This is a genomic window from Mesorhizobium sp. 131-3-5 (assembly GCF_016756575.1).
Lineage (GTDB): Bacteria > Pseudomonadota > Alphaproteobacteria > Rhizobiales > Rhizobiaceae > Mesorhizobium > Mesorhizobium jarvisii.
The window spans coordinates 2,997,631-3,012,417 of sequence record NZ_AP023254.1; the positions used below are offsets into that span (position 1 = coordinate 2,997,631).

At 63.8% G+C, this 14,787-nt stretch carries 18 protein-coding genes; 9 read left to right on the top strand and 9 right to left on the bottom strand.

The genetic code is table 11. From position 1 onward, the window contains the following. Positions 1 to 28 precede the first annotated feature (28 nt). From JG747_RS14585 to JG747_RS14605, 5 genes are all read right to left on the bottom strand, one after another. Positions 29 to 2,017, bottom strand: coding sequence for a glycoside hydrolase family 127 protein (locus tag JG747_RS14585; protein ID WP_202362053.1), 1,989 nt, complete (start codon positions 2,015 to 2,017; stop codon positions 29 to 31). A gap of 22 nt (positions 2,018 to 2,039) precedes the next feature. Next, positions 2,040 to 2,897 carry a carbohydrate ABC transporter permease gene (locus JG747_RS14590; protein WP_038648472.1) on the bottom strand — a complete coding sequence of 286 codons (858 nt, stop codon included), beginning with the start codon at positions 2,895 to 2,897 and terminating at the stop codon, positions 2,040 to 2,042. Continuing rightward, positions 2,897 to 3,826, bottom strand: a complete 930-nt coding sequence (locus JG747_RS14595) for a carbohydrate ABC transporter permease (RefSeq protein WP_064985921.1) — start codon at positions 3,824 to 3,826, stop codon at positions 2,897 to 2,899. Before JG747_RS14595 ends, JG747_RS14590 begins: the two co-directional genes overlap by 1 nt. Before the next feature lie 196 nt (positions 3,827 to 4,022). Then, positions 4,023 to 5,270 (bottom strand): ABC transporter substrate-binding protein, encoded by a 1,248-nt coding sequence (locus JG747_RS14600; RefSeq protein WP_202362054.1) that lies wholly within the window; start codon positions 5,268 to 5,270, stop codon positions 4,023 to 4,025. Positions 5,271 to 5,335: 65 nt separating this feature from the next. Beyond that, positions 5,336 to 6,379, bottom strand: a complete 1,044-nt coding sequence (locus JG747_RS14605) for a LacI family DNA-binding transcriptional regulator (protein ID WP_064985918.1) — start codon at positions 6,377 to 6,379, stop codon at positions 5,336 to 5,338. A gap of 283 nt (positions 6,380 to 6,662) precedes the next feature. Here JG747_RS14605 and JG747_RS14610 point away from each other — a divergent pair, with 283 nt between their 5' ends. From JG747_RS14610 to JG747_RS14625, 4 genes are all read left to right on the top strand, one after another. Then, complete coding sequence (locus JG747_RS14610; RefSeq protein WP_202362055.1) at positions 6,663 to 7,736, top strand: diguanylate cyclase domain-containing protein; 1,074 nt, start codon at positions 6,663 to 6,665, stop codon at positions 7,734 to 7,736. Positions 7,737 to 8,325: 589 nt separating this feature from the next. Continuing rightward, entirely contained in the window at positions 8,326 to 8,532 is a 207-nt protein-coding gene (locus JG747_RS14615) for a hypothetical protein (protein WP_236952322.1), read from the top strand. A gap of 5 nt (positions 8,533 to 8,537) precedes the next feature. Further along, positions 8,538 to 8,729, top strand: coding sequence for a hypothetical protein (locus JG747_RS14620; RefSeq protein WP_019859663.1), 192 nt, complete (start codon positions 8,538 to 8,540; stop codon positions 8,727 to 8,729). Between the two features lie 60 nt (positions 8,730 to 8,789). Then, positions 8,790 to 9,014 (top strand): DUF6500 family protein, encoded by a 225-nt coding sequence (locus JG747_RS14625; protein WP_010910767.1) that lies wholly within the window; start codon positions 8,790 to 8,792, stop codon positions 9,012 to 9,014. Here JG747_RS14625 and JG747_RS14630 read toward each other — a convergent pair whose 3' ends face one another. Both JG747_RS14630 and JG747_RS14635 read right to left on the bottom strand, forming a co-directional pair. After that, the gene (locus tag JG747_RS14630; RefSeq protein ID WP_019859662.1) at positions 9,015 to 9,281 is read right to left on the bottom strand and encodes a DUF1488 domain-containing protein; all 267 of its coding nucleotides are present in this window, start codon (positions 9,279 to 9,281) and stop codon (positions 9,015 to 9,017) included. It lies immediately after the preceding gene. Beyond that, positions 9,278 to 9,532, bottom strand: a complete 255-nt coding sequence (locus tag JG747_RS14635; RefSeq protein WP_010910765.1) for a hypothetical protein — start codon at positions 9,530 to 9,532, stop codon at positions 9,278 to 9,280. The genes JG747_RS14630 and JG747_RS14635 overlap by 4 nt, the downstream gene beginning before the upstream one ends. A gap of 245 nt (positions 9,533 to 9,777) precedes the next feature. Here JG747_RS14635 and JG747_RS14640 point away from each other — a divergent pair, with 245 nt between their 5' ends. From JG747_RS14640 to JG747_RS14660, 5 genes are all read left to right on the top strand, one after another. After that, complete coding sequence (locus tag JG747_RS14640; protein ID WP_019859661.1) at positions 9,778 to 10,092, top strand: co-chaperone GroES; 315 nt, start codon at positions 9,778 to 9,780, stop codon at positions 10,090 to 10,092. 61 nt (positions 10,093 to 10,153) lie between these two features. After that, positions 10,154 to 11,779: a chaperonin GroEL gene (gene groL / locus JG747_RS14645; RefSeq protein ID WP_202362056.1), complete on the top strand. Its 1,626-nt coding sequence runs from the start codon at positions 10,154 to 10,156 to the stop codon at positions 11,777 to 11,779. Between the two features lie 140 nt (positions 11,780 to 11,919). Then, complete coding sequence (locus JG747_RS14650; RefSeq protein ID WP_019859659.1) at positions 11,920 to 12,078, top strand: hypothetical protein; 159 nt, start codon at positions 11,920 to 11,922, stop codon at positions 12,076 to 12,078. 289 nt (positions 12,079 to 12,367) lie between these two features. Then, positions 12,368 to 12,682: a GYD domain-containing protein gene (locus JG747_RS14655; protein WP_019859658.1), complete on the top strand. Its 315-nt coding sequence runs from the start codon at positions 12,368 to 12,370 to the stop codon at positions 12,680 to 12,682. A 182-nt stretch (positions 12,683 to 12,864) separates the two neighbouring features. Further along, complete coding sequence (locus JG747_RS14660; protein WP_038648446.1) at positions 12,865 to 13,362, top strand: GAF domain-containing protein; 498 nt, start codon at positions 12,865 to 12,867, stop codon at positions 13,360 to 13,362. A gap of 28 nt (positions 13,363 to 13,390) precedes the next feature. On the opposite strand, the gene JG747_RS14665 is transcribed toward JG747_RS14660, so the two are convergent. Together JG747_RS14665 and JG747_RS14670 are read right to left on the bottom strand one after the other, a co-directional pair. Then, positions 13,391 to 13,825 carry a group III truncated hemoglobin gene (locus JG747_RS14665; RefSeq protein WP_202362057.1) on the bottom strand — a complete coding sequence of 145 codons (435 nt, stop codon included), beginning with the start codon at positions 13,823 to 13,825 and terminating at the stop codon, positions 13,391 to 13,393. 25 nt (positions 13,826 to 13,850) lie between these two features. After that, positions 13,851 to 14,720: an SUMF1/EgtB/PvdO family nonheme iron enzyme gene (locus JG747_RS14670; RefSeq protein ID WP_202362058.1), complete on the bottom strand. Its 870-nt coding sequence runs from the start codon at positions 14,718 to 14,720 to the stop codon at positions 13,851 to 13,853. Positions 14,721 to 14,787: the final 67 nt, after the last annotated feature.

The following is a 14,787-nucleotide window of genomic DNA, read 5'->3' on the forward strand; positions in this document are numbered from 1 at the left end:
CGTCCGGAATTGCATCAAAACAAGAGCCTCAGCCGTCCCGCAGCCACACCAGCATCTCGCCGGGCTCGCGATTGTCCCAGGCGTAATAGGGGATGGCGGTCAGGCGCGTCTCGACGCTGGCCGGCGGCTCACGTCGGTAGAGCCCGTCCTGCCAGCCGTCGCCGGCATCGGCACGCGCCGTGGCTGAAAGCGTCACCACGCCGCCCAGCAGTTCGGGCGCTTCATGCGCCTCGATGCCTGCCGTGCGCGGCAGGGTCAGGCGATGCAGCCGGCTGTCATTGTCCGATGCCTCGACGCAGTAGATCAGCGGCCCGCGCGACAGCGCGACGCGGCCGGCATCCTGCCGGACCTCCGGATTGGCGTAGAGCCGCTCGATCGGCATTTCGAGGTCGAGCCGGACGCGGTCGCCCTTTTTCCAGCTGCGCCGGATCGCGGCATAGCCGTCGCTGGTCATGTCTTCGAGGTCGACCGCCTCGCCATTGATCTCAAGCGTCGCGCTGCTGCTCCATGCCGGGATGCGCAGATGCAGCGTGAACTCCAAGGGCGCTTGCGGTTCGACCGTGATCTCGACCGCGCCGTCCCAGGGATAGCGGCTCGCCTGCGTGAGCTGCACCGGCGTACCCGCAATGTCGAAGCGGGCGGTGGAGTCGCCGTAGAGATGCACGGCCAGCGCATCGTCCGCCAGGCTGTAGAAATAGCTGCCGATCGAGGCGACCATGCGCCCGACATTGGGCGGGCAGCAGGGGCAGCGGTGCCATTTCCACCTGTTGTGCCGGCCCCGGCTTTCCAGCGGGTTCTCGTAGAAGAACAGCGAGCCGTCGAGCGACAGGCCGGAGATCGAGCCATTGTAGAGCGCGCGCTCCATCATGTCGGCGTAGCGGGCGTTCGGCCCCATGCCGAGCATGCGGCTTGCCCAGAACACGAGGCCTACCGCCGCGCAGGTCTCGGCATAGGCGCTCTCATTGGGCAGGTCGTAGTCGCTGGTGAAGCCCTCATTGTGCGCCGACGGGCCGAGCCCACCGGTGATGTAGAGGTTTTTCGTGGTGAGGTCGTCCCACAGCCGGTCGAGCGCGACGCGCAGGCTAACGTCGCCATATTCGGTCGCGATGTCGGCCATGCCCGAATAGAGGTACATGGCCCGCACCGCATGGCCGACGACCTTGTCCTGTTCGCGGACCGGTCTGTGCGACTGGCTGTATTCATAGGTCTTGAAATGATAGGCCTTGGGGTCGGCGCCACGGGCGCGCGCTTCCTCGTCGAAATAATGCGGCTGTTGGCCACGCTGGTCGATGAAGTACTTCGCCAGATCCATGTATTTCTGCTCGCCCGTCACCCGCGCCAGCTTGACCAGCGCCAGCTCGATCTCCTCATGGCCGCAATAGCCCTTCTTTTTGCCGGGCTCAGGCCCGAGCACCGAGGCGATGTGGTCGGCGTAGCGGCACATAATGTCGAGCAGCTTGCGCTTGCCCGTCGCCTGGTAGTAGGCGACCGCGCCTTCGATCAGGTGGCCGGCGCAATAGAGCTCGTGGCAGTCGCGCAGGTTGGTCCAGCGCTTGCCGGGCTGGATGCGCTGGTACCAGCTGGAGAGATAGCCGTCCTCCTGCTGCAATTTGCCGTACATGTCGATGACGGCGTCGATCTTCTTCTCCAGTTCGGGGTTCTTGCGCCGATAGAGCGAATAGGCTGCGGTCTCGATCGTCTTGCCGAGATCGGAATCCCAGAACATCTGCGTCGTCACCGTCGAGCCGGTGAATTCGGCGCCCTGGCGGTCCGCTTCATCGGGCGAAGGCGAGTGGAAGGGGATGACGATGCCGGGCGAGGGGCGGTCCGGATCGATCTGCTCCAGCATGCGCGCCTCGACGCAGCGCTCGTAAAGGATGTCGGCGGTGCGGGTCGCCACCGCGTCGGCGCGGTCGCCCCAGAAGCCGTGCACATCGACCTGCGGCACCGGCAGCGGCCGGAAGGCGAGTTTCGGCTTTTCCTTCGTGGCGGGGCGGGGGGATGGCGATGCGGTCATGAACTCACTCCATTCAGTCTGTCTATTTAACGGCCCCGGCCATCAGGCCGCGGATGTAGAAGCGCTGCAAAGCAAGGAACAGGATCAGGCACGGCACCATCATCACGGTGACGCCCGCCTGCACGGCGCCCCAGTCGATGGCGCCGAAGCGGCCCGACTGCAGTGCCGTCATCATCACCGGCAGCGTGAATTTGGACTGGTCGGTCATCAGCACCAGCGCGGCGAGGAACTCGTTCCAGGCGCCGAGGAAGGCGAACAGCGCGATGGTGACGACGCCCGGCCAGACCAGCGGCAGCATCACCTTCAAAAGCATGGTGGCGTTGCCGGCGCCGTCCATGCGCGCAGCCTCCTCGATCTCGCGCGGCACGGCGTCGAAGGCGTTGCGCATCATGAAGATCGAAAACGGCAATTGCAGTGTCACATAGACGCCGACCAGGCCGGTCAGCGTGTTGTGCAGGCCAAGCTTGGTCAGCACCAGGAAGATCGGCGTCAGGATCGACTGGAACGGGATCATGATCGTCGACAGGATGAGGACGAAGAACAGGTCCTTGAACGGAAAGCGGAAGCGCGAAAAGCCGTAGCCGGCCAGCACGCTGACGATGACCGACAAAAGGACGGTCATCACCGAGACATAGATGCTGTTTTGCGCCGAGGCCCAGAGCCCGTCGCCGAAGGAGTTGAGCGTGGCATAGTTTTCCAGCGAGAAGCCCGTGGTCGGCCATGGCGGCAGCGGCGGCAGGCGCGCCTCGGCCGCCGGCTTGAAGGCCGACAGCGCCGTCCACACGATCGGCGCGACGAACAACACCGAGGCGATGATGCCGGTGGAGTGCCTGGCGAGGCGGGCGGCAAACTTGCCCCGGGCTGAAATCGCCTGCGCCATCAGTCGAGCCCCTCGGGCTTGCGCAGCAGCCACAGCTGGATGAGGCTGAGCGCCACCAGGATGACCAGCAGCACCATGGAGAGTGCCGCGCCATAGCCCAGCTTGAACGACACGAAGGACTGGTTGAAGATCCAGTAGACCGCCGTCAGCGTCTGGTTGCGCGGCCCGCCGCGCAGGATGATGTAGAACTGGTCGAAGGCAAGGATCGAGCCCGCGACCGACAGGATCAGCGCCAGCGCCAGCGTGCGGCGCATCAGCGGCAGCGTGATCGCCCGGAACCGCGCAAACGGCCCGGCGCCGTCGATCACGGCGGCCTCCTGCAGGTCCTGCGGGATCGATTGCAGGCCGGTCATCAGGATGATCATGGTGAAGCCGGCGACTTTCCACACCACCATGGCGATGATCGACCAGAAGGCCGGCTGGAAGGTGGCGAGCAGGTTGAACTTCCTGTCGATCAGGCCGAGGTCGTAGGCGGCCGGGCTGAACAGGCCGGAATCGACGTTGAGCAGCCATGACCAGAGCAGGCTCGCCGAGGCGAAACCAACCACCGCCGGCATGAAGAAGAACGTGCGGTAGAGGTTGGTTAGCGGCCGCGGCTTTTCGATGAAGATCGCCAAGGGAAAGGCGACGGCGAAGATCGCGATGGTGACGATCACCGTGTAGTAGCCGGTGAATTTCAGGGCATTCCAGAACCTGGTGTCGCGCAGAATCGCCCAGTAATTGTCGAGGCCGATGAAGGCATGCTCGCCCATCAGCGGCCAGTTGTGCAGCGACATCCACGCCGTCATGCCGAGCGGGATGACGAAGAACACCATGACCAGCGCCACGGCCGGCGCGACATAGATGAGGCCGATCCATTGCCGGCGTCCGGCGCCGACGAGTTTTCGGGCGCGGGGCGGGGCGGCGGTGCTTGCGGCGATGGTGGTCATGCTTTGCCTGTTCTTACGTCGGATCCAATTGGACGCCCTACCTCCCCCTTGTGGGGAGGTCGGACCGCAGGTCCGGGTGCGGGACTGGCGCTGACCCCCACCCCGCTGCTTCGCAGCGACCCTCCCCACAAGGGGGAGGGTAAGGAATTGCCGGCCACCCGCCCAGGGAGAAAGGCGGGCGGCCGGCAGGCGGCCGCTACTTCTGCGGCGCCTGGTCGATGATCGACTGCATGGTCTCCTGCGCGTTGGCGATGGCGCCATCGACATCGTCGCCGAAGAAGACCTCGTTGATCATCTGCGTCCACGGGCCGTTGGCGGAGTTGATCAGATCGTTGAACACCACCGAATAAGGCGTCTTGCCCTTGGCCATGGCCTCGGCGGCGATCTGGTAGCGCGGATCGAGATCCTTCAGCGCATCCTTGGCGATGTCGCCGCGCACCGGCAGGCTGCCATATTTGGCGAGGATGGTCTGGCCTTCCAGCGAATAGGCGAAATCCAGGAATTCCTTCACCACGGCGAGCTTCTTGGTGCCCTTGGTGACGACGAAATTGTCGCCGCCGGCGAAGGACGACCAGCCGCCATCCTTGCCCGGCAGGAAGGTGACGCCGTAATCGACATTGGGATACTGGGTGTTGAGCGCACCGATGGCGAAGGCGCCGGAGGGCGAGATGCCGATATTGCCGGCGGCGAAGGCGGCAAAGAAGTTCGCGCCGGTGTCGGTCTGCGCGCCTGCCGGCACCAGATCCTTCTTGACCATCGAGCGGTAGAGATCGATGGCGCCGCGCAATTGCGGGCTGTCCAGCGTCGCCTTGGAGCCGTCCGCGCTCAGGATGTCGCCACCAGAGGCCCAGATCAGCGGCGTGAAGGTGAAGATGTTGCAGCCGCCGCAATTGCCGGAGAAGTAGAAGCCCTTGATGTTGCCGCCGAGCGCATTGACCTTCTCGGCGTCGGCGGCGATCTCGGCCCAGTTGGTGGGGCCTTTTTCAGGGTCAAGGCCGGCCTGCTTGAACAGCTTCTTGTTCCAGATCAGCACCGAGGCGTCGGCCGAGAAGGGCAGGCCGTAAATGTGGTCCTTGTAGGTGCCGGTCTTGACATGCGCCGGCGACAGGCTGGCGAAATAGGGCAGGGACTTGGCCCAGTCGGTGATGTCCTCCAACTGGCCGGCGGCGGCGAAGGAGGGGGTGTAGATGAGGTCGAGCGACAGCGCGTCGGGCGCCGTGCCGCCGGCGGCGGCCGCGCCATATTTCGGGATGATCTCGGCATTGGGGATGATGTCGAGCTTGATCTGGTCCTTATGCGCCTTGTTGTAGGCGTCGACGATGCGCGGCATGAAATTCGAGCCGTCGGCCCGCACCCATATGTTGGCGGTGTCGGCGGCGGCAGCGCCGAGACCGCTGCCGAGAACGGCAGTGGCCAGGGCCAGTTTGGCAATCAGGTTCCTCATGTTTTCCTCCTCCAAGGGTTGGCCGCTGTGCGCGGCTTGGCGCCGGTCACGCGGCGCTTTCGTTTTCAGCCGTCCGGTGAGCGGCCGCAGGACTGACGCACCACCAGCCGGCACGGCAGTTTTCGAATGCCCGGCGCGGCGGGCTGACCGCCGACCAGGGATAGCAGGGTCAGCCCGGCCTCGCGCCCGAGGGCGACCAGGTTCATGTCGACCGAGGTCAGCGGCGGGCGCGTCGCTTCCGCGACGATCTCCCAATTGTCGAAACCGATGACGCCGACATCCCCGGGAACGTCGAGGCCGCGCTCGCGCAAGGCATCGATGACACCGCGCGCGATCTGGTCGTTGCCGCAAAAGACGGCGTCGGGCCGTTCGCTTTTGCCGTCGAACAAGTGCGCCACCGCTTCATGTCCCCAGGCTTCCGACCAGGCGCCGAGCAGCGGATCGGTGACCGGCAGCCCGTTTTCGGCGAGCACGTCGCGATAGGCCTGGGCGCGGGCGTGCACCACGGCAAAGCTCGCCGGTCCGCTGACATGGGCGATGCGCCTGCGGCCAAGCCGGTAGAAATGTTCGACCGCCAGCCGCGCGCCGCCGGCGTCGTCCGAGACGAAGGCGACGGCGTCGGGATCGGGCTGGGTGAAGGCATAGATCACCGGGATGCGCAGATTGGCGAGATCGACGGGCAGATGGCGGTCGATGCGTTTTCCCGTGGCGATGATGCCGTCGACGCGCTTGTCGAGCATGGCCTCGACATGCAGCTGGCCCAGCCGCGGGTCCTCCTCGACATTGCACAGGAAAACCGAGACGCCATTGTCGACGAGCGCGTCCGAAATGCCCGACATCAGCGGCAGCGAGAACCGGCCATAAGTATCGTTGGTGAGCAGGCCGACGGTGAAGGAGCGACGCCTGAGCAGGCTCTGCGCCAGGCTGTTGGGGCGGAAGCCCAGGCTGCGCGCCGTCTCGCGGATGCGCTCGCGCGTCTCGGCGGTCATGCGCCCCTGGTCGTTGAGTGCCTTCGATGCGGTGGCAACGCTGACGCCGGCCCGCGCCGCCACGTCACGCAAGGTGACGGGCTTGGGGAAAACCGGAACAGGCTGATCGTCCGATACCATCGAGGATCCTTAGTTGGGAAAAGGTTTTCTCTTACAGGCCGGAACAAGGCCCGGCCAATGGCCGAGCCCGATCGAAACTGTTTGGAAAAACCTTTTCTCATGTCGAGGCTAAGCCAGATCGGGGGATCGTTCAAGGGGAAAGTTGACGTCGGCGATCGCTTCACCGCAAGCTTGGCATCGACGGATTTTCGCCGGAGATTCCGCTGCCGCTCCGGAAGTGTCAGCTAAGTGTTAATCGCTCCTGCGCCATGGTGGCTGTCCGCCAAGACAGCAGAGCCCCGCAATGTCCGACACACCCTACAATCCCAAAGGTCCGGCGCGGCCCGTCGCTTCGGCACGAAACGGGGAGGGTGGGCAGGATGCGCGTCGGGCCGAGCGTCGCCGCGATGCCGACATCTCCAAGCTCAACGCCGAACTCGCCGCGCAGGCGGCGCTGATCGCCGGCCAGGAGGTTGCGCTGGCGCACAGCCGCAAGATCTTCGACCGCGCCTCGGTCGCCGCGCGCATCGGCGTGTGGGAATGCAGCCTGCCCGGTGAACAATTGCACTGGACCGATGTGGTCTACGACCTGTTCGATCTGCCTCGCGGCACGGCACTCGACCGCTCGGAGATCATCAAGTGCTATCCTGCGGAGTCGCGCAAGGCGCTGGACAGTTTGCGCAGCCGCGCGATCGCCGAGCGCAGCGGCTTCACCCTCGACGCCGAGATCACCACCTTCGCCGGCCACAGCCGATGGATCCGCATCACCGCGACCGTGGAGTGCGAGGAAGGCGTGCCGGTGCGCATCTTCGGCATGAAGCAGGACATCACCGAGGAAAAGATCCTGTCGGACCGGATGCGCTATCTCGCCGAATTCGACGCCATGACCGGGCTTGCCAACCGCGCCCGCTTCCAGGCGCGGCTGGCGCAGGTGGATGCCAGCCGTCCACTGGGCGCGCTGCTGCTGATCGATCTCGACGGCTTCAAGGCGGTCAACGACACGTTCGGCCATGTCGTCGGCGACGAGTGCCTGAAGGCGGCGGCCGAGCGCCTCGCCGAAGGCTGCGGCGAGGCGGATCTGGTGGCGCGCGTCGGCGGCGACGAGTTCGCGGTGCTGCTTGGCTCGCATCTCGACCGGGCTGCCGTCTCCGGCGTGGCGCGCGAGATCGTCGAGAGCATGGGCAAGCCGGTCGCGATCCGCGGCCAGTCGCTGCGGCTGGGCGCCTCGGTCGGCATTGCATTTGCCGGGCAAGGCGCGCCTTGCGACCTGTTCGCGCAGGCCGACACCGCGCTCTACGCCGCAAAGGCGGCAGGGCGCAACACGTTCCGCATCTTCAAGACCGAGGCCGGCGGGAAAGGCCGCAGCGCTGCGGCGTAAAGGCCTGAGTTTTTCAGGGAAGGCCTGGATGGCTTCCCCTTGGAATTGTTTGCGAACAAAGAGATAGGGCTGTGATTTGAAGCTCTGAATCGCCTGACGGCACACTGCGTGTCGGTCATTTATTGTCCGCGCAACCTGGATACTCACCTCCCAGTGGCACCGCTCGCACCTTCGGGATTTCGGGCCACAGAGTCTGCCGAAGAGCGACGCCAGGCGACATTTTGCAAAGTGCCGACAGAACAGCCGTGGGACTTAACGTTTCCGCAAGCATTTCCCCGTTAGGTCGGTTGCAATGGCCTCGTGGCGGAGCGGCTACGCTGGAGACGGCAAATCTCTGAAGCCTCGGTTCGATCCCGAGGCGAGGCCTCCAAAAATCTTATCGCCGAGACCCTGGTGCCCGACCTCTTGTCGCGGCCGATTTGCGCGGTTGCGGCCATTGTCGCATCCGACGATCATGGCCACGAAGATGTAGGGCCGACGTTAAAACCACCCATCTGCATTTGGCATGCAGGTCGCTCACGAAAAGAGTGCTATGGCAGGAGCGCGAGCCTGCTCGCTCCGATCTTCCCCGACATTCGAGGTCATTTTCGTGCGTGAACCGCCATCGCTGCCGGTCTTTGGAAAACTCGGCGTCAAGCCATCCGTCGCCGTCGTGGCGGCGCCAGCCGCCTCGGTAGGCATCGTGCCGCGCTTGCGGGAGGTTGTGGCCGCGCATGGCGGCATGGCGCTGAAGCTGTCGGTGATCGCGTGGACGATTCTGGTCCTGGGTACGGTGTTTTTCATGTTGCAGGGCTGAGGATCATGGCAAACCGCTACGCGCTGCGCATGGATCTGCCCCAGAGCTGGGCCATCGTCGATGTGTTCACCGGCCAGCCAGCCGTGATCAGGCAAAAGGTGATGGTTGGCATGAGCCCGCGCGAGGCCGAGGACATGGTCGTGCAGATGAATGTCGGCGACATCAGGCGTCGGGAGAGGGCGGAGCGCAAGGGTTGAACGTTCCGGCCGCCGGCCCACAGGACCAAGGCCCGCAACACCAAAACCAAGAGGATTCCCGTGAGAGCGAGCCTGAGGCAAAAGATACTGGAGGTCTGCGACCGCAAGATTTCCGAGAAAGGGCCTGCCGTGGGCGTGTCGTTCTACGCGTTTTTCGCCAACAGGAATGACGATCCCGAGCTGCTGATGGAAGCAGCGGAATGGTGGATCAGGACCCACCGCCTCGACCATTTCGAAAAAGCCGCGAAGATACGGACGATGATCGAGGACATGGACCTCGGCTGATCAGCCGAAGTCGTCTGATGTCAGCACATACATGCTCTTGCGCGTGCGGCCGTAGGCCTTCGACGCAACATCGCGAATGACGCTGCTCTCGGTGTCGAACGTTGCGAGGTAGCCCGCTTCATCGGCGCTGGTTCGCGGCTGGATCTTGGTCATCGCATCGGCGGCGACCGAGAAGGAAATCTGGAACATCCCGTCATGGCCGACGAAGCGGATGCGCTTGCCGGCTTCGTCATAGCTTCGGCTGCGGTTGGGGAAGGTCAGGCTCATGTTTTTGCCTCCGTTGCGGCGGCCTTCTTGGTCGCCCGCTTCTTCTTCGGCGTCGGGTTCAGGGCTTCGGCGACGCGGTCTGCCTCTTCCTTGGCCAGGCGCAATGTCCTGAGCTTTGCGGTCTTGATCTCCCTGGCCTTCGCCTCGGACATGTACTCGGCGGTTGCCTTGTTGCGCTCCGCCGTCTTCTTCTGCTTGTCGACGAAGCGGGCTTCAGCTTTTTCCATGATCGTCTGGTTGCCGTCGGCCATCGCATAAATCTCCTTGGTGCTGGAATCGTGAAAATGAACTTGTCCGATAAATAGGCACTCGACCGGCAAAATTCAATTTTTTGAATTATTTGACCGCCTTCGGATATCACGAAACGGCAAGGCGAAATAATACTTTTCAATATTTATCGGGTCCGCGAATAATTTTTGGCACTCCTATCTATCGAGTGCCAAAGCGCCTATATGGGGGAAGCGGCCGCCTAAGCCGGCCCCAGAAAGAAGTTTTCATGAAGTTTCGGCCACTCCACGACCGCGTCGTCATCCGGCGCGCCGAAGGCGATACCAAATCCAAGGGCGGCATCATCATTCCCGACAATGCCAAGGAAAAGCCGCAGGAAGGCGAAGTCATCGCCGTCGGACCCGGTGCACGCGACGAAAACGGCGCGCTTGTGCCGCTCGACGTCAAGGCCGGCGACCTGATCCTGTTCGGCAAATGGTCGGGCACCGAGGTCAAGATCGATGGCGAGGACCTTCTGATCATGAAGGAAGCCGACATTATGGGCGTCATCGAGAAGAGCGTCGAAGCCAAGAAGGCCGCCTGACTGGTGCGCCGCGCCTTCCGCGCGGGGTTCGTCCACTCCAAATTCGAACGGGATTGAAAAAATGTCTGCCAAGGAAATCAAATTCGCCACCGACGCGCGTGACCGCATGCTGCGCGGCGTCGAGATCCTCACCAATGCGGTGAAGGTCACGCTCGGCCCCAAGGGCCGCAACGTCATCATCGACAAGGCCTATGGCGCGCCACGCATAACCAAGGACGGCGTCACCGTCGCCAAGGAAATCGAGCTTGCCGACAAGTTCGAGAACATGGGCGCGCAGATGGTGCGCGAAGTGGCCTCGAAGACCAACGACCTCGCCGGTGACGGCACCACCACCGCGACCGTGCTGGCCGCCTCGATCCTGCGCGAAGGCGCCAAACTGGTTGCCGCCGGCATGAACCCGATGGACTTGAAGCGCGGCATCGACCAGGCGGTTGCCGCAGTTGTCGTCGAAATCAAGGCGAAAGCCAAGAAGGTCAAGTCGTCGGCCGAGATCGCGCAGGTCGGAACCATCGCCGCCAATGGCGACGCAACCGTCGGCGAGATGATCGCCAAGGCGATGGATAAGGTCGGCAATGACGGCGTCATCACCGTCGAGGAAGCCAAGACCGCCGAAACCGAACTCGACGTCGTCGAGGGCATGCAGTTCGACCGTGGCTATCTCAGCCCGTATTTCGTCACCAATGCCGACAAGATGCGTGTCGAGCTGGAAGAGCCTTATGTGCTCCTCCACGAGAAGAAGCTTGGCAATCTGCAGGCGATGCTGCCGATCCTCGAAGCCGTGGTGCAGAGCGGCAGGCCGCTGCTGATCATCTCCGAGGACGTCGAGGGCGAGGCGCTTGCCACGCTGGTCGTCAACAAACTGCGCGGCGGCCTCAAGGTCGCGGCCGTCAAGGCGCCGGGCTTTGGCGATCGCCGCAAGGCGATGCTGGAAGACATTGCGGTGCTGACTTCAGGCCAGATGGTCTCCGAGGATCTCGGCATCAAACTCGAAAACGTCACCATCGAGATGCTCGGCCGCGCCAAGCGCGTGCTGATCGAGAAGGATACCACCACGATCATCGACGGCGCCGGCACCAAGGCGACCATCCAGGCGCGCGTCGCCCAGATCAAGGGCCAGATCGAGGAGACGACCTCCGACTACGACAAGGAGAAGCTGCAGGAGCGGCTGGCCAAGCTGTCGGGCGGGGTTGCCGTCATCCGCGTCGGCGGCGTCACCGAGTCGGAAGTGAAGGAAAAGAAGGACCGCATCGACGACGCGCTGAACGCGACGCGCGCGGCGGTCGAGGAAGGTATCGTGCCCGGCGGCGGCGTCGCTCTGCTGCGCGCCCGGTCGGCGCTGTCGGGCCTCAACGGCGCCAATGCCGATGTCACCGCCGGCATTTCGATCGTGCTCAGGGCGCTGGAAGCGCCGATCCGCCAGATCGCCGAGAATTCCGGCGTCGAGGGCTCGATCGTCGTCGGCAAGCTCGCCGACAGCAAGGACCACAATCAGGGCTTCGACGCCCAGAACGAGACCTATGTCGACATGATCAAGGCCGGCATCGTCGATCCGGCGAAAGTGGTGCGCACCGCACTGCAGGACGCCGGCTCGATCGCGGCTCTGCTGATCACCGCCGAAGCCATGATCACCGACGTTCCGGCGAAAGATGCCGCGCCTGCCGGTGGCGGCGGCATGGGCGGTTACTAAGAACTCGGCCTGCCTGCGGGGGCGGCTTCATCGAAGCCGTCTTCCAGGTCTGAGCTGAATCCACGCCGGTTTTTGCAGCCGGATACGATCGCCGGGGGATCTCTCCCGGCGCACAGGCCTCTAGCCCAGGAGATCGATCCATGATCGTGTTCGCGCAGAAGCCACAGACGGTCGTCACGACCGAAACCACCGAGGAAAGCCGCTTCGACCGCATCCGCAGGATTGCCGCCGACAAGCACAAGAAATCGGATTCCGACACGGCAACGCCACAAAAGGGCGAACCCAAGCGCCCGATGTAAGGTTGCACCGCGCCGCTACTGGCCGTTCAACCTCAGCACCACACATCGCGCGTCAACGGCGCGAGCTCGATGCCGTTGGCCGAGCGGGGTCCAGCCAGACACCTTCCTGTCGGCAGTATCGGCGCGTCCGGTATTGTCATTATATTAGCTTAAGCGCATATTCATCTGGCAGTAGGCCCTTGGCCGCCAACGCGTCCCAGGGCGCCTGCAATTGTTCCGAAAAATAAATCACTCCGTGCCGCTCGAATTATGGAGCCGCACGAGACAATGACATTTGGAGGAAATACCCATGAAAGTGACTATCTTGGCAAACTATGCGCCTCATGCCGCCAAAGGATTGATGCAAGGCTCCGACAGGCAGGCTGCGGTCAAGGCGCTTTTCGAAAGCGTTGGCGGCAAGGTGAGCAGCGTGATGTTCACGCGCGGCATCTATGACGTCGTTGTCAATGGCGAGGTGCCGGACCAATCAGCGGGGATTGGCATGTCCCTTGCCGTGCGAGCGAGCGGCTCACTGACCGAGATGGTTGTGCTGGAAGAACTCGACATGAAGGCAGTGCTCGCAGCCGCCAAAAAGGCTGCCGGCGCTTACAAACCCGCCGGCTGATGGACTTGCCTGCTTGATCAAGGCAGCACGGTTTGATGGACGTGCCGTGCTGCCGACTGACGGACAGGGCATCTTCTTGCGACTTTCGCGGCGACTGGAATTCAAGCTAGTATCGTCGAGTGGTCGTTTGGTGCAGAGAGCTTGCGGAAACGGAACCGCGATTCCCAGTTCGGAGACAAGCCATGTTCGCCGCCAAGGCCATCGACACCTCGGACAAAGCCGCGTTCTATCGCGACCTCGCCGCTCAGCTGAAGGCACTGCTCGACGGCGAGAGCGACTCGATCGCCAATGCCGCCAACACCGCGGCGCTGATCTTCCAGATGGTGCCGGACCTCAACTGGGCCGGCTTCTATTTCCTGGCCTCGGACGAGGAGCTGGTGCTGGGACCGTTCCAGGGCAAGCCGGCCTGCGTGCGCATCGCGGTCGGCAAGGGCGTGTGCGGAACCGCGGTCGAACTCGGCACCTCGATGCTGATCAAGGACGTGCATGATTTTCCCGGCCACATCGCCTGTGATGCCGATTCACGTTCGGAACTGGTCGTGCTGCTCGAGGACGATGAAGGCGTGTTCGGCGTGCTCGATCTCGACAGCCCGCTGCCCGGCCGCTTCGACAAGGCCGACCAGGCCGGCATCGAGACGCTGGCCGCGATCTATGCGGCCGCGAGTTCGTTCGAGGATTGAGCGCGCATTTTTTTTCCGGGCCGGCTGTCTAGGCACGATCCCCTAGGCGGAAGAACATCGCCAGCTTCAGGCTCGTCGCGATCCGTTCGGCCCGGTCGCCGAACACCGCGGCGATTTCCGGCCCAAGGAGTTCGGCCGCCGTCTGGCTGAACATGGCCAGCCAGATGTCGAAATCGGCCTCAGTCACGTCCCCGAGCTTCAGGTGCGCCGGGACCGGGCGGCCATGATAGTCGCCCGTCTTGAGGATGACCGAGCACCAGAAGTCGGTCATCTTCTCGAGATGCGGTTCCCAGTCGCCGGGGATCTCGCGCGCGAAGATCGGTCCGAGACGTTCGTTCTTGCGCAGTCGCGCATAGAATTCGCGAACGAGCCGGCCGATCGCAGCGCGATCGACGCCTGCATGATGCAACGGCTTTTCCGGGGCCGGACGCGCATGATCCGCCAGCGACGATTTCAATGTCATTGCAGAAGTCCTGTTGTTGTCGTGATCAGGAAAGCCGAAGCCAGCGGATGGCGGCTTGCACGAGGTTGAGCCGGTCGCGCACGAGGCGGAATCCCAGATTGTCGGGCGGCGTGCCGACGGCGCAACCGCCGCTTTTCCCGTCCCTGATGAAGTTCGACATATAGGTGCGATGGAAACCTTCCACGACATGAACGCCGCAATTGTCGATCGAGCTTGCTATGCCGGCGCCGTCGGCGGCTTCCGTCGTATGGACGTAACAGGTCGAAGTCCACTCCCAGACGTTGCCGGCAATGTCGCCCACCCCCTTGGAGTTGGGTCCAAATCCGCCCCTGATCCTCGGCTGCGGGTCCGGTTGCCGCCCGAGTGAAGCCTCGGCGCGATATTGGACGAGCCAGCGCTGCGCCGGGTTGTTGGGGTCGGTCTCGCCACCTTCGATGTCGCCGCGAAAGCGTTCGCCCGCCGCATAGGCCCATTCCACGTCCGTCGGCAGGCGCCATGCCGATCCGGTCTCGGCCGAGAGCCAGTCCGCATAGGCCTCGGCATCGATATGGCTCACGCCCGTAACCGGAACATTGCCGCTGCCGCGGCCATCGGCCGGCTTGCAGGCGCCGGCCATGACGCAGCGCCGGTAGTCCGAAGCGCTTACCTGGTATTTCATGATCTCGAAGGGCGCTGCCACCGTTGCCCGCACCACGGGAGCACTGACGGGGTGGTTCTGCCTGAGGAATTCCCCGGGCAGCGGATGAGCGAACGATCCGGGCGCGAGGGTGACGAGTTCGGAGCGCGCCAGGAACTCCCGATCCGGCACCGGGAGCCAGCCGACGGCGCCTGTCGCGCCCAGCGTGAACAGCGCGCAAGCCAGACCTCCGAGAGCCAGGATGGGGTTGAGGGGCATGGCAGTTTTCCCGCGTTCGCGGCCCTGCAGGAATGTCGCAAGGCCGCGTCTACCTTAGGACCCGAGG

Excerpts from the sequence above, each read along its gene's own strand:
- JG747_RS14670 (WP_202362058.1), bottom strand. The coding sequence starts at position 14,720 with ATGCCCCTCAACCCCATCCTGGCTCTCGGAGGTCTGGCTTGCGCGCTG.
- JG747_RS14585 (WP_202362053.1), bottom strand. The coding sequence starts at position 2,017 with ATGACCGCATCGCCATCCCCCCGCCCCGCCACGAAGGAAAAGCCGAAA.
- JG747_RS14635 (WP_010910765.1), bottom strand. The coding sequence starts at position 9,532 with ATGGCCGACGGCAACCAGACGATCATGGAAAAAGCTGAAGCCCGCTTC.
- JG747_RS14595 (WP_064985921.1), bottom strand. The coding sequence starts at position 3,826 with ATGACCACCATCGCCGCAAGCACCGCCGCCCCGCCCCGCGCCCGAAAA.
- JG747_RS14630 (WP_019859662.1), bottom strand. The coding sequence starts at position 9,281 with ATGAGCCTGACCTTCCCCAACCGCAGCCGAAGCTATGACGAAGCCGGC.
- JG747_RS14640 (WP_019859661.1), top strand. The coding sequence starts at position 9,778 with ATGAAGTTTCGGCCACTCCACGACCGCGTCGTCATCCGGCGCGCCGAA.
- JG747_RS14665 (WP_202362057.1), bottom strand. The coding sequence starts at position 13,825 with ATGACATTGAAATCGTCGCTGGCGGATCATGCGCGTCCGGCCCCGGAA.
- JG747_RS14590 (WP_038648472.1), bottom strand. The coding sequence starts at position 2,897 with ATGGCGCAGGCGATTTCAGCCCGGGGCAAGTTTGCCGCCCGCCTCGCC.
- groL (WP_202362056.1), top strand. The coding sequence starts at position 10,154 with ATGTCTGCCAAGGAAATCAAATTCGCCACCGACGCGCGTGACCGCATG.
- JG747_RS14655 (WP_019859658.1), top strand. The coding sequence starts at position 12,368 with ATGAAAGTGACTATCTTGGCAAACTATGCGCCTCATGCCGCCAAAGGA.
- JG747_RS14620 (WP_019859663.1), top strand. The coding sequence starts at position 8,538 with ATGGCAAACCGCTACGCGCTGCGCATGGATCTGCCCCAGAGCTGGGCC.
- JG747_RS14650 (WP_019859659.1), top strand. The coding sequence starts at position 11,920 with ATGATCGTGTTCGCGCAGAAGCCACAGACGGTCGTCACGACCGAAACC.
- JG747_RS14605 (WP_064985918.1), bottom strand. The coding sequence starts at position 6,379 with ATGGTATCGGACGATCAGCCTGTTCCGGTTTTCCCCAAGCCCGTCACC.
- JG747_RS14660 (WP_038648446.1), top strand. The coding sequence starts at position 12,865 with ATGTTCGCCGCCAAGGCCATCGACACCTCGGACAAAGCCGCGTTCTAT.
- JG747_RS14600 (WP_202362054.1), bottom strand. The coding sequence starts at position 5,270 with ATGAGGAACCTGATTGCCAAACTGGCCCTGGCCACTGCCGTTCTCGGC.
- JG747_RS14610 (WP_202362055.1), top strand. The coding sequence starts at position 6,663 with ATGTCCGACACACCCTACAATCCCAAAGGTCCGGCGCGGCCCGTCGCT.